This window comes from Peribacillus sp. TE19612, assembly GCF_056279465.1.
In genome coordinates this window covers 1-23,294 of record NZ_JBWCCL010000024.1, presented here as the reverse complement: position 1 = coordinate 23,294, position 23,294 = coordinate 1, and the positions used below count along the sequence as shown (strand labels likewise).

The 23,294-nt window shown below is 34.2% G+C and carries 28 protein-coding genes; 20 read left to right on the top strand and 8 right to left on the bottom strand.

Annotated elements, in window-relative coordinates:
* Positions 1-89 precede the first annotated feature (89 nt).
* Together ACZ9AO_RS25065 and ACZ9AO_RS25060 are read left to right on the top strand one after the other, a co-directional pair.
* Entirely contained in the window at positions 90-668 is a 579-nt protein-coding gene (locus ACZ9AO_RS25065; protein WP_048680032.1) for a TetR/AcrR family transcriptional regulator, read from the top strand.
* A 419-nt stretch (positions 669-1,087) separates the two neighbouring features.
* Entirely contained in the window at positions 1,088-1,582 is a 495-nt protein-coding gene (locus ACZ9AO_RS25060) for a DinB family protein (protein WP_251543882.1), read from the top strand.
* Positions 1,583-1,863: 281 nt separating this feature from the next.
* Here the strand turns inward: ACZ9AO_RS25060 and ACZ9AO_RS25055 are convergent, their stop codons facing one another.
* On the bottom strand, positions 1,864-2,394 hold the full coding sequence (locus tag ACZ9AO_RS25055; protein WP_251543884.1) for a PadR family transcriptional regulator: 531 nt from the start codon (positions 2,392-2,394) through the stop codon (positions 1,864-1,866).
* 46 nt (positions 2,395-2,440) lie between these two features.
* On the bottom strand, positions 2,441-3,622 hold the full coding sequence (locus ACZ9AO_RS25050) for a YhgE/Pip domain-containing protein (RefSeq protein ID WP_476111049.1): 1,182 nt from the start codon (positions 3,620-3,622) through the stop codon (positions 2,441-2,443).
* Between the two features lie 381 nt (positions 3,623-4,003).
* On the opposite strand from ACZ9AO_RS25050, the gene ACZ9AO_RS25045 reads away from it, so the two are divergent.
* Positions 4,004-4,447 carry a cell wall hydrolase gene (locus ACZ9AO_RS25045; RefSeq protein WP_034310870.1) on the top strand — a complete coding sequence of 148 codons (444 nt, stop codon included), beginning with the start codon at positions 4,004-4,006 and terminating at the stop codon, positions 4,445-4,447.
* Positions 4,448-4,571: 124 nt separating this feature from the next.
* Positions 4,572-4,757 carry a hypothetical protein gene (locus tag ACZ9AO_RS25040; RefSeq protein ID WP_476111046.1) on the top strand — a complete coding sequence of 62 codons (186 nt, stop codon included), beginning with the start codon at positions 4,572-4,574 and terminating at the stop codon, positions 4,755-4,757.
* A gap of 129 nt (positions 4,758-4,886) precedes the next feature.
* Here the strand turns inward: ACZ9AO_RS25040 and ACZ9AO_RS25035 are convergent, their stop codons facing one another.
* Together ACZ9AO_RS25035 and ACZ9AO_RS25030 are read right to left on the bottom strand one after the other, a co-directional pair.
* Complete coding sequence (locus ACZ9AO_RS25035) at positions 4,887-5,249, bottom strand: hypothetical protein (protein ID WP_476111044.1); 363 nt, start codon at positions 5,247-5,249, stop codon at positions 4,887-4,889.
* Positions 5,250-5,452: 203 nt separating this feature from the next.
* Positions 5,453-5,923 (bottom strand): DUF1796 family putative cysteine peptidase, encoded by a 471-nt coding sequence (locus tag ACZ9AO_RS25030; RefSeq protein WP_336866534.1) that lies wholly within the window; start codon positions 5,921-5,923, stop codon positions 5,453-5,455.
* 499 nt (positions 5,924-6,422) lie between these two features.
* On the opposite strand from ACZ9AO_RS25030, the gene ACZ9AO_RS25025 reads away from it, so the two are divergent.
* The 8 genes from ACZ9AO_RS25025 to ACZ9AO_RS24990 all read left to right on the top strand — a co-directional run bounded on the left by ACZ9AO_RS25025 (position 6,423) and on the right by ACZ9AO_RS24990 (position 13,305).
* Positions 6,423-8,012, top strand: a complete 1,590-nt coding sequence (locus ACZ9AO_RS25025) for a bifunctional metallophosphatase/5'-nucleotidase (RefSeq protein ID WP_476111042.1) — start codon at positions 6,423-6,425, stop codon at positions 8,010-8,012.
* 217 nt (positions 8,013-8,229) lie between these two features.
* Positions 8,230-8,577 (top strand): VOC family protein, encoded by a 348-nt coding sequence (locus ACZ9AO_RS25020; RefSeq protein ID WP_251543895.1) that lies wholly within the window; start codon positions 8,230-8,232, stop codon positions 8,575-8,577.
* Positions 8,578-8,610: 33 nt separating this feature from the next.
* On the top strand, positions 8,611-9,051 hold the full coding sequence (locus ACZ9AO_RS25015; RefSeq protein WP_251543897.1) for an SRPBCC domain-containing protein: 441 nt from the start codon (positions 8,611-8,613) through the stop codon (positions 9,049-9,051).
* Positions 9,052-9,220: 169 nt separating this feature from the next.
* Positions 9,221-9,928 (top strand): cytochrome c biogenesis CcdA family protein, encoded by a 708-nt coding sequence (locus ACZ9AO_RS25010; RefSeq protein ID WP_476111039.1) that lies wholly within the window; start codon positions 9,221-9,223, stop codon positions 9,926-9,928.
* A 322-nt stretch (positions 9,929-10,250) separates the two neighbouring features.
* The gene (locus ACZ9AO_RS25005; protein ID WP_476111037.1) at positions 10,251-11,390 is read left to right on the top strand and encodes an FtsW/RodA/SpoVE family cell cycle protein; all 1,140 of its coding nucleotides are present in this window, start codon (positions 10,251-10,253) and stop codon (positions 11,388-11,390) included.
* A 197-nt stretch (positions 11,391-11,587) separates the two neighbouring features.
* Entirely contained in the window at positions 11,588-12,001 is a 414-nt protein-coding gene (locus ACZ9AO_RS25000; RefSeq protein WP_476111035.1) for a YhfM domain-containing protein, read from the top strand.
* Positions 12,002-12,166: 165 nt separating this feature from the next.
* A complete protein-coding gene (locus ACZ9AO_RS24995) occupies positions 12,167-12,709 on the top strand; it encodes a GNAT family N-acetyltransferase (RefSeq protein WP_476111033.1) in 543 nt (180 codons plus the stop codon).
* A 446-nt stretch (positions 12,710-13,155) separates the two neighbouring features.
* Entirely contained in the window at positions 13,156-13,305 is a 150-nt protein-coding gene (locus tag ACZ9AO_RS24990; protein ID WP_048680414.1) for a hypothetical protein, read from the top strand.
* A gap of 33 nt (positions 13,306-13,338) precedes the next feature.
* Here ACZ9AO_RS24990 and ACZ9AO_RS24985 read toward each other — a convergent pair whose 3' ends face one another.
* Positions 13,339-13,602, bottom strand: coding sequence for a hypothetical protein (locus ACZ9AO_RS24985; protein ID WP_048680417.1), 264 nt, complete (start codon positions 13,600-13,602; stop codon positions 13,339-13,341).
* A gap of 610 nt (positions 13,603-14,212) precedes the next feature.
* On the opposite strand from ACZ9AO_RS24985, the gene sigH reads away from it, so the two are divergent.
* From sigH to ACZ9AO_RS24965, 4 genes are all read left to right on the top strand, one after another.
* Positions 14,213-14,860 (top strand): RNA polymerase sporulation sigma factor SigH, encoded by a 648-nt coding sequence (sigH, locus tag ACZ9AO_RS24980; protein WP_476111031.1) that lies wholly within the window; start codon positions 14,213-14,215, stop codon positions 14,858-14,860.
* A 238-nt stretch (positions 14,861-15,098) separates the two neighbouring features.
* Positions 15,099-15,320, top strand: coding sequence for a hypothetical protein (locus ACZ9AO_RS24975; protein WP_476111030.1), 222 nt, complete (start codon positions 15,099-15,101; stop codon positions 15,318-15,320).
* Between the two features lie 71 nt (positions 15,321-15,391).
* Complete coding sequence (locus ACZ9AO_RS24970; protein ID WP_251543906.1) at positions 15,392-16,351, top strand: hypothetical protein; 960 nt, start codon at positions 15,392-15,394, stop codon at positions 16,349-16,351.
* 182 nt (positions 16,352-16,533) lie between these two features.
* Positions 16,534-16,881: a DUF4181 domain-containing protein gene (locus ACZ9AO_RS24965; protein ID WP_353616245.1), complete on the top strand. Its 348-nt coding sequence runs from the start codon at positions 16,534-16,536 to the stop codon at positions 16,879-16,881.
* Between the two features lie 184 nt (positions 16,882-17,065).
* Here ACZ9AO_RS24965 and ACZ9AO_RS24960 read toward each other — a convergent pair whose 3' ends face one another.
* The 3 genes from ACZ9AO_RS24960 to ACZ9AO_RS24950 all read right to left on the bottom strand — a co-directional run bounded on the left by ACZ9AO_RS24960 (position 17,066) and on the right by ACZ9AO_RS24950 (position 19,787).
* A complete protein-coding gene (locus ACZ9AO_RS24960; protein ID WP_476111027.1) occupies positions 17,066-18,301 on the bottom strand; it encodes an IS110 family RNA-guided transposase in 1,236 nt (411 codons plus the stop codon).
* 470 nt (positions 18,302-18,771) lie between these two features.
* The gene (locus tag ACZ9AO_RS24955) at positions 18,772-19,449 is read right to left on the bottom strand and encodes a hypothetical protein (protein WP_476111025.1); all 678 of its coding nucleotides are present in this window, start codon (positions 19,447-19,449) and stop codon (positions 18,772-18,774) included.
* A gap of 32 nt (positions 19,450-19,481) precedes the next feature.
* A complete protein-coding gene (locus ACZ9AO_RS24950; RefSeq protein ID WP_476111024.1) occupies positions 19,482-19,787 on the bottom strand; it encodes a hypothetical protein in 306 nt (101 codons plus the stop codon).
* 319 nt (positions 19,788-20,106) lie between these two features.
* On the opposite strand from ACZ9AO_RS24950, the gene ACZ9AO_RS24945 reads away from it, so the two are divergent.
* The 4 genes from ACZ9AO_RS24945 (at position 20,107) to ACZ9AO_RS24930 (ending at position 23,142) form a co-directional block, all read left to right on the top strand.
* Positions 20,107-20,922 (top strand): AAC(3) family N-acetyltransferase, encoded by an 816-nt coding sequence (locus tag ACZ9AO_RS24945; RefSeq protein ID WP_476111022.1) that lies wholly within the window; start codon positions 20,107-20,109, stop codon positions 20,920-20,922.
* Between the two features lie 635 nt (positions 20,923-21,557).
* Positions 21,558-21,767 (top strand): hypothetical protein, encoded by a 210-nt coding sequence (locus ACZ9AO_RS24940; protein WP_262870507.1) that lies wholly within the window; start codon positions 21,558-21,560, stop codon positions 21,765-21,767.
* 163 nt (positions 21,768-21,930) lie between these two features.
* Positions 21,931-22,395, top strand: coding sequence for a hypothetical protein (locus tag ACZ9AO_RS24935; protein WP_476111019.1), 465 nt, complete (start codon positions 21,931-21,933; stop codon positions 22,393-22,395).
* A 174-nt stretch (positions 22,396-22,569) separates the two neighbouring features.
* Positions 22,570-23,142 (top strand): nucleotidyltransferase family protein, encoded by a 573-nt coding sequence (locus tag ACZ9AO_RS24930; RefSeq protein ID WP_476111062.1) that lies wholly within the window; start codon positions 22,570-22,572, stop codon positions 23,140-23,142.
* Positions 23,143-23,294 lie beyond the last annotated feature (152 nt).

Sequence of the window (23,294 nt, the reverse complement as noted above, 5' to 3'; positions counted from 1 at the left end):
CCATGTTCCAAGGTGTTAAATATTTAGTTTAAAAAAGGAAATGAGTTTATAATGAAATTAACTGACGTTGGATAGTTTGGAGGATCATTATGACAAAAAATGAAATTAAAAACATTTCCTTGACTCTTTTTACCAAGTACGGATATGAGGGAACTGCTTTATCGGAAATTGCCAAGAGGGTAGGTATACAAAAACCCTCAATCTATAACCATTTCAAAAATAAGGATGACCTTTTCTTGTGTCTGTTTGAAGAAATCCTGGAAGAGCATATACACCAGGTCGAACAATTTGTCGAAGAGATAAATACCCTCTCTTCTGAAGAAAAGTTAAAACACATCCTTCTTGATACTTGTAACTATTATAAAAACCATGAAGATAAAGCAACATTTTTAAAGAGGGCAATGATCTTCCCGCCGGAGCATTTGAAGCACATCTTAAATGAAAGTTTCCTTAGATCTGAAGAATCATTTTCCGCTATCTTACATGCTATCTTTGTCGAAGGAATCGACAAAAAAGAAATACGCCAGGGGAAAGTCGAGAACTTAATCATGTCCTATTTCTGTTTGATTGATGGGATATTCATGGAATTTTCTTATTATGGTAAAGAGAATATGGAACCTAGAATTCAGAATATATGGGAAAATTTTTGGTATGGACTAAGTGGATGATACGTTCAAAAAGTTCATGCTCTAAAACTAGATCTACGCTCCAGGCACCCGCTTTCCGAGGGCGGTCCGCCCTCGGAAAGCGAGTGCCTGTGGGGTCTCCCCTGTACACCCTTCTCCCGCAGGAGTCTTGCTCCTAATAATCGAAGTCTCTTCCAATACCTTTGAAATTGGTAAGCCCCATCAAACATATAAAACGATTCCCAAAATGGTCAGTTGTTCTTTCTCAGTCAACACAACTTATGATAAACTGATATTATCAGAATTTTCCAAATGTCAGAACGTTCATTGTTCCGTTAAAGGGCCAGATTAATTGGACAAGGAATTGGCATGACACCTTGGTTAGTTATCTAAACACGTAGCAAATGAATGTTGACCAAAGGGATTATCTATTAAAGGGATTAAATGGGAGGGAATGGAGAATGGATGTAAAGACCCTTTTGTTACAACAATGGGCAAGCTGCTTAGATGAAGAAGACTGGTTTCCACCACTTGAAAAAGTGCTAGAGGATATTACTTTTGAACAGGCAATTTGGAAACCAGCTGATGGGGCAATGAATTCCATTTGGGAATTAGTTTGTCATTTACTTTTCTATGAAAAGAGATTTCTGATGCGGTTTCTTGGTGAAACAGAGAATGAACCACAGGCAGAAAATAATGAATCTACATTTTGTTTACCAAATGAGACGTTAGAAAATTGGAAAGAAACAAAACAAGAATACTTTTATGTTCATCGTGAACTTGGAAAAATACTAGCAAAATCAGAACATGAAGATTTGTATAGACAGGTCCCGGGAGAAGATAATTCATTAGTGCTTGAACTGAAGAGTTTAGCCATGCACGACGCATATCATATTGGGCAAATTGTATTCCTTAGTAAAATTCAAGGAGCTTGGCCAGAGAAACGCAGCTTTTAAAAATGCTACATTAGCTTTACAGTTATTCCATTATAGGGAGCTTTAATGGAATAAGAACGGGAACGTCCAAATCGGACGTTCCCATATTTTATACCTGAAAAACAATAATCCTGCTTTTTATAGAGAAGAAGCCCTCATTGGATGGAAGGAATTTACGACACTCCTGCCGAATAACTGGCTAGCCGAGACCCCACAGACGCTTGCATCGAGGAGGCTAGGCAGACAGTTGGCGGAAAGGGAGCGGATTTCTGAAATCAACTCGAATTTGCCTACAAGTAAACTCACAATTCCTTTGTCTTAATCCTTTTGATTAACTCTTCAAACCAAGATATTGTGTGATCTGTTCTGGTCGAAAAATAACCCTCCAAAAATTCACGAATATTCTCGTTGCCTTTAGGTTCTGGCTCGAAATTCCCAAGCTGCTCCCAAATAGCCTTGATGGACTTTACTTTTCTTTCTAATATATCTACTACTTTATCCCGGTCCACATACTTGATGTTGGCTAAACCAACAATCATATCCTTGATTTCATCCGCATTTTCAAATAATTTATAGATTTTTTTGGGTAGTTCTTCGCGACCCTTATCCGTAATCGCAAATACCTGTTTATCAGGCCGATGTTCTTCTTTTATCACTTCAACTGGCTCGACTAAACCTTGTTTCACCAATGATTCAAAATGGTAGTACAGTTTACTTTCCGTTAATCCGCCCAGGCGATCCAATGGAATGGGTTCAGAAAGCTGCTTTTTTAATTTATAGGGATAATTTCTATCCTCCATCAGCTTGCTCAATATAAAAATTTGAATAGACATTTTCTACGCTCCTTTAAGAAGTATTATCTCCTTATTGTAGCAAAACCTAAGCTGTGATTTCTGCCGCTTTCTTTTCAACTTCTGTTTCAGAAACCTGTACTGGCATCGGTTTGTGCAAAAACGCGACAATAGCTATATTAATTAACATCGCAACGGCACCTACCGCAGCCATTGACCAAATATACGGACTTGGACTGATGCTGCCAAATAGGTTTGCAAAGTAAGCTTGAACCGAGTAATACATCGGTGAAATGTGGCTCATCCATTCATATGGTGCGTGCATCATATCACGTGTGATGGTGGCACCATTCGCTATTGTTTGCATTAATAAAATCGGTAAGTTTAAAATCATGCCGCCTTCACCAAATAAGAAGATTAAAATCGCGGTGAAATTAAAACATACCATATAGTTCAGTATTTGTTGACCTACTATACCGAAGAATAGGTCACCGCTCGGCTTGTCAATTAAATAGGCTACACCTACAGCGATGATTGATGAAACCACGGCAATCAATAATGCAGCCATTTGCACATAAGTGAATAAACGTGTTTTGCTTGCTTTTCCCCGGCTGGCTCTAAATGCACCTACTAATTGCATGGCCCCGATCATCGCCCCTACATAACCGGCCATTGTTAAGAACATCGGCAGCATATTATGATTCATGCCATCGGGTATTTCGTTGATTGTAACGACATTTCCTACATAGGATTTCTCAATCTTTTCCGCTAATTCAGCAGCTTGCTTTTCTGGTACATTAAAGTTCATCAATACGCCCTGAGCTGTTTGTTGCGAGAATTGTGTGCTTAACTGACTGTTAATTTCAGTTACGACAGAATTCATGGTAGAAGAAACGACTGTTGCGCCTGCCTCATTGATTGTAAAGTCGATGCTTGATGACGCTTCACCTTTTTGAATATTTTCAGAGAAGGTTTTTGGGATGTGTACGACTAATGCTAAATCATTGTGCTCCAAATCTTTTAAGGCTTGTTTATTTGTTATATCCGTCTCGATTTCTTTAAAGGGTAAATTTTCTTGTAAATTTTCGGCGATCATTGCACCATTTTTACCAGCATCATCATTAATGATGGCGATAGGTAATTTATCGACATTTCCTGGAATGGCTGTATACCCAGGCAAGAAGATGCCTAGCATGGCAACTGCATAGAAAATCCCCATAAAGATTGCCGCTGTTGCACCTCTTGTTTTTAAGAATGCAGTAAATTTCATATGTTGAATCCATCCTTTTGTTTTAAAATATATTACTCAATTTAAAGTACTCAAATTGAAGTAGTTTAAAAGAAGTACTTAGAATTTTATTTTATTTTTTACATAAAGTCAATCGAAAAATTTTATGTTTCCTTATTCAAAAGAAAAACCCCCGACACTTTGTTGGGGGGAATTTGTTATTTAGATTCCATCGGAAACCTTGTGTGCAAAAAAATCCTTCTCTGACTAGCATATAGGATCTTGATTTCATTCCATTAAGACACCCAATTTCTCGGTGTTACTAAACGAGTTAATAACAGCCTCTACTGAAGGAGAGTGTATTTTCACAAATAATGACATTAGTGCAGGCTGTTTTTCATACGATATATTTGGGGTGAAAAAATGCCGAGAGTAAGTTATCGAAGTTCAGACGTTGATTTAATGGCAAGGATGATGAGAGCTGAAGCCGAAGGTGAAGGACTGCAAGGAATGTTGTATGTTGGAAATGTAATTGTTAATCGTCTTAAGGCAAATTGTTTAGACTTTAAAGAGTTAAGAACAATTCCACAAGTCATTTTTCATGTACAAGGAGGAAATTATTCTTTTGAAGCTGTTCAAAAAGGGAATGTATTTTATCAAAGAGCGAGAACTGCTGAAAAAAGATTAGCAAAACAGAATTTGGATTATTGGAGGCAACACCCAGGGAAATATGCACTTTGGTATTTTAATCCATATGCTCCATGCCCTCCGACATGGTACGATCAACCTTTTGCGGGTCAATTTAAAAATCATTGTTATTATGAACCAAAACCTGGAACATGTGAAAGTGTTTATACAGGAGGTTAGGCTGTTATTTCATTTCAAGGAGCAGATCAGCAGCTCCTTTTTTTTATGCAACAATCGGGCACTCCAATAAGGTTTTTTTTGGTAAAATAAAGGGGGAAATGAGTTGTTGTTAGGGGGATTTTTAGTGAAGGCTATAATATTTTATATTGTTGGGGTATTCATTCTCTATATAGTTATTGAAACAGCAGTGAGAAGAGGAATTAACCAATCAAATATTGGTCAATTTCTTGAAAAAAAGTATGGAATGAAAGAAGATAAAAAGTCTTTTCTTGATGATGATTTGGATAATGAAAATAAGACGGAATATTAAAACAAGGGAGGTTGCTGCGGCAACCTTTTTTTAGAGGGGAAATTAATGTACGAACTCTTTTTATAAAACAAATTCAACAAGAAAACAATGATTTACCTAAAACAGGCTCCAGTTTGTCGGATAGCACACTTAATCAGCATCTTTCCGAGGGCGGCGAAATTCGGCGTAGTAGACCTTTCTTTTTTTTGGTTCGGATTCAATATTTTCGATGAATGCTGTTTTGGCTTTCTCCAGTAACAACCCCTTTAGTTCCCGAAGCTTTATTGGACCCACTCCTGGCATCTTATCAGGTATATGTACTTCGAAATCCCCCTGGCGTTTATAAAAGCGGATACTAGCAAGCCCCGTTCTTTCGGCTTTCCCCAAGGTATATGCAAATTCAAATCGCTGCTGAATGAATGAAGATAACTCAGGAAGCCCTAAGCCTTCATAGAGGGGAGGGAATTCATGATAAACGGGAGGTTCTTTGAACGATATTGAAGAAATCTTCAAATGGATACTCCTCCTTTGGCGGAATAAAGACAGACATACGTTGCCTATATTATTGTGCTATGGGCCAATTTTTTAAACATCCATACAGCGGTCTTGCTTTCCTGTAACCAGGAACTGTCCAGCTTTTTTTTAGAGCAGCACTCCATCATGGGGCCAGTTCATGTCGTTAACTCCTGTTAAACCACCATCTACTGGCTGCATAATCAACAGGTTAAACTTACCCGTTGTAAGTTGAGATAAAATAGATTGTAATTCAATAATATTGTAAGGGAATTTTGGATGCGGTGATTCAGCTTATTTTTAAATGCTGGATATTGAACAGTCCAATCTTGATTTGGTATCTTCGGAAAATCATGGACGGAATCAATCTTATAGTGGCTATCATGAATAAAATGTGCTTTTGATGGTTGAATACCCCCTGGTTCAAGAACAACATTTCCTTCATCAACAAAATGAGCGAGTATATTTTTCTCATGCATATTTTCTAACTCCATATATCCCTCAAATTTATTCTTTAATAATCTATTTACTTCAGGGAGAAAACCAGATTGAACCCAATCCAAGGGAAATGAATTCCTTCTTAAATCATACCTCTTTGTATGGAGGGCAGGACCGCACCAGCTGCCCAAACCAGCGATCAATTCATAAGATCCTTTTATGTCCAATAAATTCAAATAATCACTCCTCTGCTTTTTAATATTCTATAACAGAGCCATTCTATTTGATTAATTAATAAATGTGTGTAAAAAGATGTCAACTTAAGAAAAGGTTATAAGGTTTCCACGGAAGCCTTTTTTTCATTGTTGAACTATAGGAGTAAGATACCAAACTTTCCTTCTGCCGAAAGCAAATTTGTAAAGTACTGTACTTAAACTAAAGCGTACTTTATTTTTGAACACCTGGAACTGATCAGCAGTTCCATTATTTATTGGATCAGTTATTTTAGAACAAATAATGGAAGGGAAATGGGAGCCTTTCTAAATAACACTGTTGCTGGTCAAAATCTTAACAGATTTCTAAATGTTAAGCCGTATGAGTTTTTTGAAAAAGATGCATGTACGGGGTTAATTTAATAATTATTATATAAAACATAACAAAAAATCACGGTCCCTTTATACGGATATAAAATTCTAGAGTTATTCTTAATTTACATCTAGAGGGAGGGATCCGAAGTTGTCAAAATTTCAGGCCATAACTTCTTTGTTCATCTTGGTATTTATCATCATTTTCGTATCTTATAAAATCACTGCTTTCTCATCCAATCATCCCACAACGAATCATTCCACATCCAACCGCTACATTCAACTACAATTATTAGGCGTTAATGATTTTCACGGCCAACTAAACAAATATCAATTGGTTTCAGGAACCATGGCAGGCGGTGCTGAATACTTGGCTGCCTATTTAAAAAAATATAAACAAGAAAACCCAAATACATTACTTGTTCATGCTGGTGATATGGTAGGAGGAAGCCCTCCAATCTCTTCTCAATTTCAAGACGAACCCACGATTGAATTTTTAAACCTCCTGCACTTTGATGTCGGGACACCTGGAAATCATGAATTGGACGAAGGCATAAATGAAATGAAACGTCTTATTCATGGAGGATTCAATAAAAAAACAGGGTATTTTCAAGGTGCCAATACTGCTTACAGTTCTGCAAATATCATCGACAGAAAGTCGGGCATTCCCTTGTTACCACCGTATGTTATTAAACAAATGGACGGAATTGATATTGGATTTATCGGTGTGGTCACAAAAGAGACCAACATGTATGTGTCCCCTGAAAATCGAAAAGAAGTAGAAATTACGGATGAAGTTTCAGCTATTAACCGAACCGTAAAGATTTTAAAGGAAAAAGGGATCAAAGTGATTGTTGTACTGGCACATAATTCAGCTAAATCAGAAAAGGCAGGAGCAAATTCCACTGGAGCTTTAGTGGATATGGCTCCAAAAATCGATGATGAGGTAGATGTCATTTTTGCGGGTCACAGCCATGAATATGCCAATACCGTTGCAGCCGGTAAACTGATCGTTCAAGCTTATTCTAATGGGAATGCCTTTTCTCAAGTAAATCTTGAAATTGACCCGCATACTAAAATTATTGTTAAGAAACAAGCAAAGATCATTGCCACTTCACATCAACATATAAAACCGGATGAAGAAACGGTTGCTCTTTTAAATAAATATAGAAAAAGATTAGGGAGCAAATTTAATCAGGTAATAGGGGAAATGCCTGAAGAAATCAGACGAAATCAAGATGCAAACGGTGAATCCCCATTAGCGAAAATGATTGCAGAATCTGAGCGCGAAGCCATGGGGGTAGATATTGCTTTTGTCCATCAAGGCGAAATGCGGAAAAGCTTAAAAAAAGGGAAGATTACGGTAGAAGACCTTTATACAAACGTGCCTATGGGTCATAGTGTCAGTAAGTTAATTTTAACAGGAGAGCAGATAAAACTTGCTTTAGAACAGCAGTGGACGAAAGATTATGAAAATAGGTTACAAACGGTTGGCTTAACGTATGATTGGGAAGCCAAAGCTCCAATTGGCAGCAAGGTTGTTGTGCTGAAAGACAAGAAGGGTCAAGAGATTCAGCCAAACAACGAATATGAAGTAGCGATTAGTAATTATTTAGCTTCAGGCGGTGATAACTTCACTGCATTTGAACAAGGCAGACTCGTAGAATCCGGTCCGCAAGTTGTCACTGCACTTATAAGTCATATCCAAAAGAAGTATCCTCCCCATTCATTGAAAGAATGAAGGGGAAACATAACGGGTGCGTTTCTGTAATAAGCAGGAACGCCTTTTCCCTAATGTAAGCACGTTAGTTCAGCACCAGGAATTTGCCTTCATCCTAGGGAAATATAGTAATGAACTAAAGGGGCAGTATAGTTGAAGAAGGAACTTGAAATGTAAATCTCGAATATCTAATGTAATCGATAGATGAAAATTGGATGACAGACAGGAGTTAGATACGATGATAAAAGGTTTCGGAGGAATATTTTGGAGAACCAAGAATCTTGAAGTTGTAAAAAAGTGGTACAGTGAAGTGTTGAAGATTGAAATAGAAAATTGGAATGGGACTGTGATAAAACCGCAATTAGGAAATGAAACGATCTTTTCTTTCTTTACCGAGAATGACAGTTATTTTCCAACAGAACAACAAGTGATGTTAAATTTCGAAGTACATAATCTAAACGAGACAATTAAGCATCTTGAACATATTGGAGTACCACTTGCAAAGAAAAAAGAGATTAGTGAATTTGGAAAGTTTATTTGGATTGTAGATCCTGAAGGCCGACTGATCGAGCTTTGGGAGAAATAACGAGTTGTCATTCATTTGAAAGGAGTTCTACAAATGACCGAACAGCTAATTGTAAGAGATGAGATACTCATTGAGGCGAATTCTCAGAAAGTCTGGGAAGTGCTTACTAAACCCAAATACGTTGCAGAATGGGATGAACTACCAGAAAATTATCCTAATGAAGATATGACCGAGGGAAGTAAGGTGATTTGGGATCTCCCTAATGGCGGTCAGTCAATCACTAAAATCATTAGAGCAGTTGTGCAGAAAGAATTAAAAATCGCTTTGCACGTTTCAAATTGGGAAGTAAAACCGAATGAAGGTGATGTCGCATATAATTATCACTTAAAAGATAAAGGCGATAGTACTCTGCTAAGAATCGAGATTGGTGATTTCTCCCTGATTAAAGACGGAAAAATGTATTATGATGCATCTGTGGATTTTGCATCTAATTCTAAACAAATAATTAAGAAGTTATCCGAAAATCTTGGCTGATTAGACATACCTGGATTTCCTTCATGAACTCAAAGGTGCTTTAATTCAAAAGGAGTTGCTTCGGCAGCTCTTTTTCTTATGGAGCTAAAGGCAGAATAGTTCAACAAGGTTATAGGCATATATGGTAAAGTTATACAGAATGGAGAAGCGGAAATTGGAGGAAATAAGATTGGGAGACTTAAATATTCTTTTATCTTTTGGTGCAGGGATACTATCTTTTATATCTCCTTGCTGTTTACCCTTATACCCTGCGTTTTTATCTTATATTACAGGATTATCAATAAGTGAATTAAAAGAAGATAATAACAAATTAAACCGCAAACCAATGCTTCATACCTTATTCTTTTTGATCGGTTTTTCTATTATCTTTGTAATATTAGGGTTATCCACTTCTTTTATTTACGATCTCTTTTATGAATATATTAATTTAATTAGACAAGTAGGGGCTATTTTGATAATTATTTTTGGTTTAATGATTGTTGGGTTTTTTCAACCTAAATTCTTGATGATGGACAGAAAAATAAATTATAAAAATCGCCCATCTGGTTATATAGGTTCTATTTTAATTGGGATAGGATATGCTGCTGGTTGGACTCCTTGCATTGGACCCATATTAGGTGCCATCGTAACCCTTGGTTTATCGACTGGACAAGGTTTATTATATATGATTGCTTATATTCTTGGGTTTTCCATACCTTTCTTAGCAATGTCATTTTTTATAGGAAAATCAGGATGGATAAATAAATATAACCACAAAATAACTCAATTTGGTGGCTATATAACAGTTATTATGGGGATTGTCTTATTTTTTGATTGGATGGCCAAGATTACATCTTTTCTAACAAATAATGTATTTGGTGGCTTTACGGGTTTCTAATGCTTATAGAACTAACCGGTGCTTTACTTCAATAAGGAAGGTTGCTAGTGAATTACTTGTATACTTTTAATTACTTTTTGTGAAATAATGTGTAAATTTGGAAATGGTTCTATAAAAGTTTAATCAAAGAACAAATATAAAGAAAAAATAAAATCGTATAACAAAAAAAGATAACATTTTTTTTATTGGTTATCCTTCATGCTTTTATTCAATTGTATACCTAGAATGTATGAACAATAAAAGTGCTTTTATTTAAAAAAATTACATTTTTAGTATAATTAAGTTAAGTTACAATATAAGAAAATATTTACAAGGGGAAAAAATGAAAAATTCAAAGTTGGATTACAACCTAATTACACTTTTACTTTTACTATTTATAACAAGTTGTATAGCTATATTAAATGCTCAAGATTTTGGTCAATATGAAGGGAATTTTTTATTTAGACAAATAACCTGGTATATTGTGGGAATCGGAATAATTGCAGGAATTATGTATTTAGATTCTGAACAGATCTTTCGCTTGAATTGGTTTATTTACTCATTTAGCATCATTCTATTAATCGCGTTAATTTTGGCACCTGAATCAATAGCTCGTGAAATAAATGGAGCCAAAAGTTGGTTTCAACTTCCGGGAATCGGATCTCTACAACCAGCTGAATTCACAAAAATATCTTTGATAATTTGTTTAAGTTTCTTAGTACAAAAACATCATGAAAAATATTTAGATAAAACTTTAAAAACAGATTTGTTACTGTTAATTAAGATGGGAGCTGCTACAGTTCTTCCTATACTTTTAATTATGCTACAACCAGATTTAGGTACGTCTTTAGTATTAATATGTATTTTTACAGGGATTTTTATTGTTTCGGGAATATCATGGAAAATTATCAGTGTTATTTTTATTATCATTTCCTTAATTTCTAGTATTCTTATATACTTAGTCTTTTTCAACCCTGAAATGCTTCATTCAATGGGATTCGCAACATATCAATTAGGAAGAATTTATGCTTGGATTGATCCAGAATCTTATGCATCAGGTGAAGGTTATAATCTAACCAAAGCATTACTAGCCATTGGTTCAGGAGAGGTATATGGTTATCTGGAAAAGGGTATATATGTGCCAGAAGCACATACGGATTTTATATTTAGTGTTATTTCTTCTAAATATGGTTTCTTTGGAGCTAGTATTTTAGTAACAATTTATTTTCTCCTTATTTCGAGTATAGTGAAGTTAGCTCTTGACGTAAAAAATAGTTTTGAATCTTACATATGCACCGGTGTTACTTCCATGATTTTTTTCCATGTTTTTGAGAATATCGGGATGAATATAGGCCTAGTACCCATAACAGGAATACCTTTACCTTTTATAAGTTATGGAGGAAGCTCATTAATTGGTAATATGTTAGCGATGGGGTTAGTCTTTTCAATAAGCTATCGAAAAAAAACATTTATGTTTGATTAAGATGGCTAAGTATTCCAGGATTAATTCTAGGTAAGTTTTTATTAAGAAAGCTATTTATTAGACGGTAAAACCGTCTTTTTTTTATGTCTCAGTCTTTTTCAACTCAATAAAGTCTTATGCAACTAAAGGGGCAGGTTAGTTGAAGATAAGCTGGAACTATTTTGTAATGTAAACGTCTAAATTTATGGAGGTGTATGATGAAAAAAATAATAAATTTTACTTCTCTTTTTGTCTTTATGATGTTGTTGGTCGGATGTATTGGGGAAGAAAAAGGACAATTATCAAGAGTAGATGTTCAAAAAATTGATACAGAAGGAAAATACGAAGATGTTGTAATGATAACAGATAGAGAATCAATAGAGCTGCTAAGGCAGTCATTTGAACAAATCAAATGGGATAATAAAGTGGTTAAAGTGGCTAGAAAACCAGACGTAGAAGCTACTTTGTTTTACACTTTTGATGAAAATAAACCTGAAAGACTCTATGAATATGAAATTTGGTTTAATGAAAGTGCAGGTACAGCAACAATTATTAGCAATAATGAAAACGAAAGTTATGGAGAGTTAGATAAAGAGAATGCACAAGCCCTAAAAAATAATTTTCTTAATTAATAGTAACAGGTGCTTTAGCTGAAGATCAGAGCTGCCTTTAAGGCAGCAGTTTTTTCTTTATGGCACTAACGGAGCAGGTTAACTCCATCATAAACAAGTGATTTATTTATTAATCATATATGTTAATATTCATAATAAACCAATGGAAAAATTAGGGGGATGAGTATGTTCATACATAAGATTGATGAGGAGTTATCATTGAAACTATTAGAATTAAAGGATGCAGAAAGAGTTTTCGAAATAACAAATCAATCCAGGGAATACCTACAAGAATGGCTTCCTTGGCTGGATAATACAACAAAACTTGAAGATACAAAAGGGTTCATTAATATGTGTTTAAAAGGTTTTGCTGAAAACAAGAGTGTCAATACAGTTATTATTTATAAGGGACAAATTGTTGGTGTAGCAGGTTATAACCAAATAAATTGGTCAAATAAAACTGCATATATTGGTTATTGGCTCGGAGAAGAATATCAAGGAAATGGAATTATGACAAGAGTAGCTAAGGCATTGACTGATTATGCATTTATTGAATTGAAACTAGATAAAGTGGAAATAAGGGTTGCTGAGGAGAATAAGAAAAGTAGAGGAATTCCCGAAAGATTGGGTTTTATTAATGAAGGTTGTATAAGACAAGCAGAATGGTTGTATGACCATTATGTTGACCATATTGTTTACGGTATGTTGACTAAGGATTGGAATAAGTAGTCATACCTTAATGAACTAACGGGTGCGACTGAAGATCGGAGCTGTATTTAAGGCAGCTTTTTCTTTATGCAACTAAGGGGCAGGATAGTTGAATAAGACATGCTATAATTTCACTACTTTCCTTTTGATTCTCTAGTGAAAGGGGGATAAAAAGAAAAAAAGAATAAGCGAGCATTCGTAAGAAATACTTTAATTAACTGTGGTAGTTCTATAAGAAGAAGTAAAATTATTGAGGCTTATGCAGAGTGTCAAGGCATTTTATTTTAATTATAGCAATGAAATGAATGCCATTTGGCGATAAATTATTTACTGAGTTTTTAATGTTTTTACTGATATATACAAAGTTACCAGTACACAATAAAGTAATAAGGTTTACTTCAGTAAAATAAGGTATATTATATTTGTGAATAGATTCTCTTTAAAGACAAGAAAAGTAGGTGAACAAAGTGGGAAAATATCAATTGGATACCAAAGGTAAGGTAGCTGTGACAAAGTTTCATGAAAAACAGAAGCCTGCCAAATTTGATAAAAAGCAGCAACTTGAAAAAATACGTGCGGAGTATTTGAAAAAGAAGCAAAAACAAACAGATAAATAATATGAATGAAAACATAGGAAGGCTAAAATCTCCCTATGTTTTTCTTATTCGAAGTTCTTTTTTCAATTGATGATAGAGTTTATTATTCCCATAAATTTCAGATTCGGTGACAAAAAACTCGTCATCAGATATCCATTCCTCACTAAAAATTTCAGAAGCAGAATCAATAGACCAACCGTTATTTTGGATACACCAGTAATCTCCAGCAGAAATTTTTAAAACATTTGGATACTCACTTGGCTTAGGTAGCTGAATAAAAAGATAAGTCTCGAGCTTTTCAGCAAGATACTTTCTCAACACCCCACATTCAAAGAAACTCAGGAAATACGTACTTTACACCAATAAAGGAGGTTGTTGAAGCAACCTTTTCTTAATGAACTAACGAGTGCGTTAGTTGATTAATGATCTTTAACAATTGGGCGCTATTATTGAATAAACCTTAGATTTTTAAATGACTTTAATTTAATATTTTTGATTACAGTGAAGTATCTTATATCCAAAATTAAACAACTATATTTTAACCCCGTCTTAAATTTAGAACGGGGTTATGCTTTTTTTAGGTTTTAAAATTAAATTACTTTATTGTCTTTTTACAGGATTTCCATTCTTTCGTGGTTCGCTTCATATATTCGAATATTTTGGGGGTGATCAAAAAGTTTCCCATCTTTTTCAACCATCCATAAAGCCATCCTTTAGCAGAAAAGAATCTTAACAAAAATGCTTATCAATCTTTATCTTAGATTTATAGCATTTTTAATTGTTTCATATTTCGACAGCGTTTTCATTTGTTGTCCTTTATAATTTTAGAAAAGATCAAGAGATATTAAAGTGGATTAAACAAGCGCTAGTATCACAATCTATCAGTTTATTAAAAAGCATCATAACTCAATTTGGCGGAGGGATATGAGTGAGTGTAAACATCGGAGTACAGCCGATTGAAAATTATGCTAAATTAGAAGATAAAGTTTTAGTAAAGATGGTTCATAGTGGAGATAGCGAGTCATTGGCTTTTTTAATTAATAAATATCAGAATTTTGTTCGTGCGAAGACAAGACCATATTTTTTAGTTGGTGCAGATAAAGAAGATCTTGTTCAAGAGGGAATGATTGGTCTATATAAAGCTATTCGTGACTTTAGAGAGGACAAGGTGGCCTCTTTTAAAGCTTTTGCTGAACTTTGTATCACTAGACAGATTATAACCGCGATTAAAACGGCTACTCGTCAAAAGCATGTACCTCTAAACTCGTATGTTTCTCTGGATATGCCTCTTTATGATGAAGAATCAAACTATACGCTTATGGATAGGATATCCGGAGAAAAAATAACGAATCCGGAAGCATTGTTCATTAACCAAGAAAAAGCTAATGATATAGAACTTAAAATAGCAGAATTGCTTAGTGATTTGGAAAGAAGTGTGTTGACCTTATATATGGATGGACAATCATATGTGGAAATTTCTGAAGAACTAAACACGCATGTAAAGTCCATTGATAATGCTCTCCAGCGAGTAAAAAGAAAACTTGAACGGCAACTGGCGATAAGGGTGGCTATCTGATAATTTCATTTGAATTTTCTGAATTGGTATATAGTCCCGTTTATTTTTGTGAATATTAAAAATGATTTCAACCTGCTGAGGTAACCTTTTTCTTATGGCACTAACAGGTGCGTTAGCTGAAGATCTGAGCTGCCTTTATGGCAGCTCTTTCTTTATGCAACTAAAGGGGCAGGTTAGTACTCCTTTATGATAATATCTAACTATGTGTGCCAATTTATTCTACAAGGAGTTTTTTACAATGAGATTGCACTTTGAGGAATGGATAAAAGATCAAAAAATAAGTTATAGAACTGAAGAATTAATTGATGAAGCAATATTATGTTATAGAGCAAAAGCCTATAAGGCATCTTTATTATTCTCATATTTATCTTTCCAAAACATAATCAAAGAAAGGATTCTCTCGGCAGATGCCCCCCTGGAATTCCACCGAAATTATGGGGAAATATTCAAGGTGAGTTAAGGGATGATGATAAGTGGGAGACTAAAATAATCGAATGCGTAGACAGGACTAAACCTGGAAGTATATTTAGATTGTCCGACGATGTTAAAAAACAATATTTCTATTGGAAAGACAGACGAAATGATTGTGCTCATGGAAAAGATAATAAAATTGGAATGAGTCATGTAGAAACTTTCTGGCTTTTTGTTGAATCAAATCTTTCTAAGTTTGGGGTTAATGGAGGAAAAGAATCTCTACTAGAACGAATTAGTGTTTTCTTTGATAAAAACTTAACACCCCCTAATGCAGATCCATTACCTATTATTAAGGATATTCAATATGCAATCGAACCGAGTGATTATAATGAAGTGCTTGATAAAATATTTGATTACTCCGATATTGCACCAAGTATACCTATGTACGATGAAGGTTTTTGGATTAAATTATTAACAATAGAAAGTGAATTTAGAGTCCATGCAGTCAATTATTTGAAAACTAAAAAGGATTTAATATTGGATATCTTAAGGGTAGATCCTAGTAATCTCATTTACTTTTCTGATGATCCTGTATTTATTCGTTCACTTTGGAAAGAAAAAAATTATAACAAATCTTCTATTCTGATAACGCTTCTTAGACATGGGCTTATACCTAAAGAACAGTTTGAAGAATTTGTAAGTACTGTTAGTAGTGTAATTGATAATTTATTGTTAACGGAGCATGATGAAACAGTTCTTAATACATTGGAGGAATCAGGTTTCTTTACAGAGTTTAAACGAATAGCATTTGAAGATCATAACATTTCAAATTTTAATTGGTCTGGAGATCATAGAAATTTAATATGCCATTTAATCTTAAGAGATGGGTTTGACGAGGCTATGGTAAAATCTCTTAATTATGCTTTTTCAGGAAGTTTCACACCTTGGAAATTAGGTGATTCTTTAGATCAACTATTCATAAATAATCCAACATATAAAATAGAATACAAAAGAATTACTGAAGAAACAGGAGAGATTTTACCAGAGCGTTTTTTTTCTGAAGGAATGAACACCTAAATAATTAGCTTAATGAACTAACGGGTGCATTAGCTGAAGATCGGAGCTGTCTTTAAGGCAGCTTTTTCTTATGCAACTATAGGAAGAGTTTAGTTTGAATAAGATACAAATAATATTATGGTAAAATATAGATAAAAGGGTCTTGAAAAGGGGATATTTAATTGGAATTCTTAGTGTTCATTATGTTCTTTATCATTATTATTATTCTTACACTCTTTATAAATAAATTTCTAACGAAATGGCTTGGTGTAGAAAAGAAAGAAAAGATATCAGAAACTTCTGGTAAGAATATTGACCGATGGGGAAGAGGTCTAATCCTATTAACTTTTTTATGTACTCTTCCCTATGCAATAGAAGAGGACAAAAATGTTATGTGGTATATGTGCTTTTTTATTGTATCATTTGGTTTTCAGTCGTTTATGGAGTGGAAGTACCTGAAAACCTCAAAACAATATGTCATTACACTTACTTACCTATTGTTAGCTTTAGTTATCATGTATAATGTAGATTATTTTATTTACCGAATCTAGCTATTGTGAAAAAGGGGTTGCTGCGGCAATCCCTTTTCTTATAGAACTAAACCAGCTAATAGTTAGTCAACATTTTTCAATGAAAACTTAAAATATTTCATGCTATACTAAATTTGTGCATGCCAAATAACCTTCCAATGAACCGTATTTGGAAAGTTTTGTGCTATTTAGTTATACTTTTAAACTAGGTTAGATCTTGGAAAGTTGAGTTATTTTGTAATAGTGCATAAATCCATTGTAGAAGCTTATTAGCACATGCTATCACAGCTACTTTAAAGGGCTTTCCTTCTTCACGTTTCTTATCATAGAACTCTCGTAATCTCTTGTTCCGAGGGATGATTTCATCTGTCGTTTTCTTCTTGCGACAATCACGAATGGCACAACGAACGGCCATATATAAGGCATGTCGTAGTCTGCCAGAACCTCTTTTGGTAATCCTATTTACTGTGCCTTTAAATTTACCTGATTCAAAGATACTTGGGTCAATTCCGGCAAATGCCACTAGTTTTTTAGGGTGATTAAACCGATCAATCTCTCCAATTTCAGAAATAATCGTTGCAGCGATTTTTTCACCGATTCCAGGGATGGATTGGATAATCTTATATTCTTCAATTTCTTTTGCCAAAGCATCTATCTCGTCTTCAAACCTGGATAGGTGCTTTTGGTATTCTAGAAGCATTTTTATATACATCTCTAGGCTTAAAATGTGACTCTGATATAAAGTTCTCTGAAAAGGATTTCGAGCTGAGGCAGCGATAAGTTTCTCTGCCTTTGTATTCGCCCACTTTCTAGAACGACTTGGACAAAGTTCATTAATCCTATTTGCTACAGTTTCTTCACCGACTGCTAATATGTCTTCAGAAGTAGGGAATTCTAATAGAGTAAGCAAAGAAACAACCGAATACAAATCTCCAAAAACCCCTCTATATTCAGGAAATACTTGATCAAGAACAGCCTGAAACTGTAGTTTTGTTTGTACATAGATACCTGTTATATTTGAATGTTGTCTTGAAAGATTACGAAGATTTAAGAGTTGTATCCCTCGTTTTTTATAAGGCTCTAAATCCTCTTTATAGTACAGCTCGCAGAGGTGACGTGCATCGATTAAATCTGTCTTTACTTTCCGTAAACTAGAGCTCTTCGCACGATAAGAAATGAGTGGGTTAACGATAATTAATAAGTAACCTCTCTCCTCAAAATACTGCACAATGGGCGTATGATAATGCCCAGTAGACTCTAAAACGACCGGAGGTCGAATTCCTGTTATGTTTTCTATCTCTCTAAGATATTGGTGTAAGCTCTCTAGTCCTTCAATGGTATGTGCTACTTTAAAACTTCTTTTATAAGGATTCTTTTTATCCAAGAACGCTTGAACCTGACTTTCACCTTTCGCTACATCCAGACCAACCACTGGATTCATTTTTTATCTCCTCCAAAAACATATTATTGCCGGTAACCCCTAATCCTTCTTGCAGTATCATAGCTTCGCTTGTTATACGAGATCTTGGTCCCAACCAGCCAAATCATGTTTAAGCAAGTAGGGGGCGAACTGTTTAGTTGACGGGGTCCAAGCCCCACGGGCAGGAACGTTCTACCCCAGCTACCGTTATCATATATCGATATAAAAATTGTTCAACCAGAAATATCTGGCTGACCTTATAATACGAAAGGGGCAGGATAGTTCCATAAGGAATACTGTTAATTAACGTTGTTTAATTTACAATAAAGTCGTTTAAAACATAATAAAGTTATTTAAAAACGTCATTCATATTATTCCATTAAAGGGCCAGATTGTTGAGGAACATAGCAATTAGCAGCAAGCTAGTTTACTTAATAAATCTTATATACAATAAAAAAGGATCTTTGATTGGAAGATCCTTTTTTTATTGCTTAATTTATTTTCTTATTGTCTTTACTTAGAACATGAATTTCATAAGGGCCAGGAAATGATTTTTTTATTTGTTTATATTGAAAAAATTCATTTGTGAGTTCTTCAATACGTTTTCCTATTTCTTTAGCTTTTTTATCTGTACTGTCTATGGAAGTATTAATAATAATGGGATTCTGATCATCTATTATAGTTGTAGATGTAACTTTGAAATCCTTTATTTCTTTCAACCCTTGATCTATTGATGGCATAACTTTCATTTCCCAATCTCGTTTTAAATTTGATTTAAAACGTATTGGAATATCCTTAACATTGAATCCTTTTTCTTGAGCTAACTTAAGAAATTCTTTATAAAAATTGTTAACCTCATTTGGCTCAATAACTTCTTTACCGTTTTTATAAAACATCAAATCTAACTGTACAATACGTCCGTCAGTAGCTGAAAACATAACCCCTCCTAGAAGGACTTCTATTTTATGGACTTGCTTCATTTCTTTTACGACTTCTTGAATAATATTATCCTCTTGTTCTTGCCGTTCTGTTTGATTTGTGTCATTCCAATCAGCAAGAACTTTCACTTTATAATCCCCATATTTTTTTGTTTGTAATACCTCTTCAATATTGCTTTGAAGGTCATCTTTTAAATAATTAAAGTTTTTCTTGGAGTAAGGTCTAATCACGAGAACGACTTCTTTATTTGCACGGGAAATGGTTAAATCATAGCATCTGGATGCCCTTTTTTCTTAAACACATTTTTGTTAAAAGAAGATTCAATGGCATTTTCTAATTTGATTGTTTCATAGTAGGAAATTAAATTATTTGGTGTGACATTATTATCAGAGCTTTCCATTTCGTTATTGGTTTTATTTGATGTACATGCTACTACAAAAAATAGCATACCGAATAAAATGAATAACATTGATATTTTTTTCAAAAAATCATCCCCTAAAATATTAGCATTTTTACCCAACGTTGTTAATTGTAACATAATTTTAATGTTCTTATTAAGTTTCTCCATTAGCCACCTATGAAGTGTTAATGTTTCAATAAGTGGGGAACCCTTAAACAGCTTTTAATCTTCCACAATCGGGCGCTTTTCTTTAATAAGAAGGCGTCTTTTTGTATTGCACAAGATTCTAGAACAACACATTTTAGGGGTTGGATTATGTTAAAGCTTAGAAGAGATTGTGAAGGTTTCTACTTAAACTAACGGGTGCTTTACTTCAATAACAGGTCTTGCTGTGGTAACTAAAGGGGCAGGATTTAATTGTCACCAAACTTACAGCTAGAGATAATAATACTAATAATAGGTTATCAATTGGAGATGAACAAATGAAATGAAAACAATAATTGAAAGTACAACTTTTCCAAGAACTAAACAGTCGATAGCAGAAGATTTGAAAGCTTTAGGGTTAAAGAAAGGAATGACTGTACTTGTACATTCCTCTTTATCATCCATAGGATGGGTAAATGGCGGGGCTGTAGCTGTTATTCAAGCATTAATAGATGTTGTTACTGAAGAAGGTACCATCGTGATGCCTTCTCAATCTGTGGAATTATCTGACCCAAAAGATTGGGAAAATCCTCCCGTACCAGAAGAGTGGTGGAATATTATTAGAGAAAGTATGCCAGCTTACAATTCTAACTATACCCCTACCACTAAAGGGATGGGAAAAATAGTGGAGTTATTCAGGTCTTATCCAGAAGTTAAAAGAAGTGATCACCCAAACTACTCTTTTATAGCTTGGGGTAAAGATAAAAATAAAATTCTTAATCAACATCCTTTGAACTTCGGACTTGGTGAACAATCACCTTTAGGAAAACTTTATATGCATCATTCACATGTATTACTATTAGGTGCTGATTTTGATAGTACTACATGCTTCCATCTTGCAGAGTATAGGATTCCTTATCAAAAAATTATAAGTAAGGGTTCACCTATGCTAGTAGAAGGTAAAAGTGTATGGAAAGAATATAAAGACCTAGAATTTAGAGAGGAACTATTTCAAGAAGTCGGTCAAGCGTTTGAAGGAGAGCATGATCTGAAAGCTGGCAAAGTGGGTTCTGCTAACTGTCGCCTTTTTTCACTTACAGAAGCAGTGGATTTTGCTGAGAAATGGTTAAATAATTATGATAGTAAAAATATAGAATGACTATAAATAGCTTGATATGCTAAATGAGCTAGTACTTGTTGAACTAACAGGTGCGTTAGTTCATTAAGAAAAAGTAAAAAAAGAAAGGGAATAGGTTATTTAATTGTCTAATATAGTGATTTATGCAATATTAATAATCCTAACTATGGTTATGATTATTAAAAATAAAATGTATATATGGTTAATTACCTTCACACCAGTGGTGTGCTTAATAGTATTCTCCCTTACGGATATTCTAGACTTCATACCAAAATTGGCAAAGATGATTACTTGTTATATATTTTTTATACTGACTGTCATTTATTGTGTTTTTTATAGTGAGAAAAAAAGGCATAATTGAAAAACATATAATTCCTTTACTAACGGGTGCGTTAGTTGAAGATCGGAGCTGTCTTAAGGCAGCTTTTCCTTACGGAACTTTCCATAAGGAGTGCTATTATAAGACCTATCGTAAAATGCAATGCCAAAAACGATGTGCATTGGTGGGCGGAATTATATCCTCTGACGTATTTATATTACCTCTTACTAAAATGCCTTACAGAGTCATTAAAGTAGTAAATATTTTCCACTTTTTAGTTTTTTCTTTCCAGGAATAATGTATTATTTGTAATATACATATAATAAGGCGGGATCTTATGGAAAAAAAAACTCAACTAGCTTTGATTTTTCTCTTAATACCTCTGGCAATATCAATTTATTTTTGGTTTTCGGATTCAGCCTTATTACGAGGCGGATATGACTTAGCTATAGATGGTTTTGTAGTAGCCAGAGCCTTAATGATTATTTACACATTACATTTATTGAGCAAATTAGGGGAATTTATCATTAAGAACAAAAAAGATTAGCTATGAGCTAATCTTTTTTTGTTTTATAGATTGATGGATTAAATACTTCAATAAGGGAGGTTGCTGAAGCAACTTTTTCTTATGGAACTATAGGGGCAGGTTAGTTCAACAAGGAATTTTAAAATGTTTACCGAATAAAGGGGTAGCTGGAGATTTCAAAGAAGTGGGTGTCGAAATGCTGCAACAGATTAAAATAGAGAAATGGTTATTAGAAGTTGATATTGATAAGACCCGAGAATTTTATAACAAATGTATAGAGGTATGTAGTTGTCTATACTGCAACAATTTTGTGGAAGCCTGTAAATATTTAGATACTTCCGTAGCAAATGTATTCAGTAGACTAGGAATTAATCCAGCTAAACCAGGACATCTCTCTGATTATCCTACAAATGAATGCGGAATACGTTCATACATAGGTATTTATCATTTAGTTGGCAGAGTGTTAGAAGGAGAATTGTGTACAATGTCTACTTGGAATGATACTAATACAGTTCGTATAAAGAACTTCACAATAGGTTTTTCTTACGACCTAGAGTTTGTGCCAGAATACTTCCCTAATCCTGTCGTGCAGTTGGACTTTGGGGCTGATATCTCTTGGGTACTTGATGAAAAGACAGATGAATGTTAAGTAAAAAGGGAGTCATTTTTAACTAACAGGTGCGTTAGGTGAAGATCAAAGCTGTCTTTAAGGTAGCTTTTTCTTTATGCAAACTAAACGGGGCAGGATAGTTGAAGAAGGAAAAGCATTCAAGGATAAAGAATAATTTATGCAATACATATTTTAAGGAGTAACTTTACAGTGATGAATGAGGAAAAAATTATTTCGGTTATTAGTAAAGATAAATGGATGATGGAAATATTAAAATCTGTAAAATCATTAAAATTACCTGATTGGTGGATATGTGCTGGATTTGTTCGTTCAAAAGTATGGGATACATTACACGATTTCAGTGAAAGAACACCTATCCCAGATATTGATGTTATCTATTTTGAACCGAATAATATTGATGAATTAGAAGAAAAGAAACTTGAAGAAAAACTTAAATCCCTAATTCCCTACATACCTTGGTCGGTAAAGAATGAAGCAAGAATGCACATTAAAAGCAATATGTCTCCTTATTCCTCTTCTGTTGATGCTATATCCAAGTTTCCAGAAACAGCGACAGCTTTAGGAGTAAAATTAGATGAAAAAGACAATGTGATATTAATAGCCCCTTGTGGAATTAGTGATATTGTTAATTTAGAGGTGAAGCCGACTCCTTTTTTTACAGAAACTAAAGAACGAGTGGAAATTTACGAAGGACGTATTTCAAAAAAGAATTGGAAATCGACTTGGAGTAAATTAAAAGTAAATCATATTAATAGTTCTTATTAAGCTAACAGGTGCTTAGCTGAAGATCAGAGCTGTCTTTAAGGCAGCTTTTTCTTATGCAACTACCATGAAAATAGACTTCTGGAATTTAGGGGAAAAGGCAATACTTAAGAAGACGCAGCTCATTGTTTTTTTAAAAAGGGGAGAGCGCCTAA

Bases quoted from the DNA above. Each gene is read 5' to 3' on its own strand.
- ACZ9AO_RS25065 (WP_048680032.1), top strand. From the start codon at position 90: ATGACAAAAAATGAAATTAAAAACATTTCCTTGACTCTTTTTACCAAG.
- ACZ9AO_RS25060 (WP_251543882.1), top strand. From the start codon at position 1,088: ATGGATGTAAAGACCCTTTTGTTACAACAATGGGCAAGCTGCTTAGAT.
- ACZ9AO_RS25055 (WP_251543884.1), bottom strand. From the start codon at position 2,394: ATGTCTATTCAAATTTTTATATTGAGCAAGCTGATGGAGGATAGAAAT.
- ACZ9AO_RS25050 (WP_476111049.1), bottom strand. From the start codon at position 3,622: ATGAAATTTACTGCATTCTTAAAAACAAGAGGTGCAACAGCGGCAATC.
- ACZ9AO_RS25045 (WP_034310870.1), top strand. From the start codon at position 4,004: ATGCCGAGAGTAAGTTATCGAAGTTCAGACGTTGATTTAATGGCAAGG.
- ACZ9AO_RS25020 (WP_251543895.1), top strand. From the start codon at position 8,230: ATGATAAAAGGTTTCGGAGGAATATTTTGGAGAACCAAGAATCTTGAA.
- ACZ9AO_RS25015 (WP_251543897.1), top strand. From the start codon at position 8,611: ATGACCGAACAGCTAATTGTAAGAGATGAGATACTCATTGAGGCGAAT.
- ACZ9AO_RS25005 (WP_476111037.1), top strand. From the start codon at position 10,251: ATGAAAAATTCAAAGTTGGATTACAACCTAATTACACTTTTACTTTTA.
- ACZ9AO_RS25000 (WP_476111035.1), top strand. From the start codon at position 11,588: ATGAAAAAAATAATAAATTTTACTTCTCTTTTTGTCTTTATGATGTTG.
- ACZ9AO_RS24995 (WP_476111033.1), top strand. From the start codon at position 12,167: ATGTTCATACATAAGATTGATGAGGAGTTATCATTGAAACTATTAGAA.
- ACZ9AO_RS24975 (WP_476111030.1), top strand. From the start codon at position 15,099: ATGAGATTGCACTTTGAGGAATGGATAAAAGATCAAAAAATAAGTTAT.
- ACZ9AO_RS24965 (WP_353616245.1), top strand. From the start codon at position 16,534: ATGTTCTTTATCATTATTATTATTCTTACACTCTTTATAAATAAATTT.
- ACZ9AO_RS24960 (WP_476111027.1), bottom strand. From the start codon at position 18,301: ATGAATCCAGTGGTTGGTCTGGATGTAGCGAAAGGTGAAAGTCAGGTT.
- ACZ9AO_RS24950 (WP_476111024.1), bottom strand. From the start codon at position 19,787: ATGGAGAAACTTAATAAGAACATTAAAATTATGTTACAATTAACAACG.
- ACZ9AO_RS24945 (WP_476111022.1), top strand. From the start codon at position 20,107: ATGAAAACAATAATTGAAAGTACAACTTTTCCAAGAACTAAACAGTCG.
- ACZ9AO_RS24940 (WP_262870507.1), top strand. From the start codon at position 21,558: ATGGAAAAAAAAACTCAACTAGCTTTGATTTTTCTCTTAATACCTCTG.
- ACZ9AO_RS24930 (WP_476111062.1), top strand. From the start codon at position 22,570: ATGAATGAGGAAAAAATTATTTCGGTTATTAGTAAAGATAAATGGATG.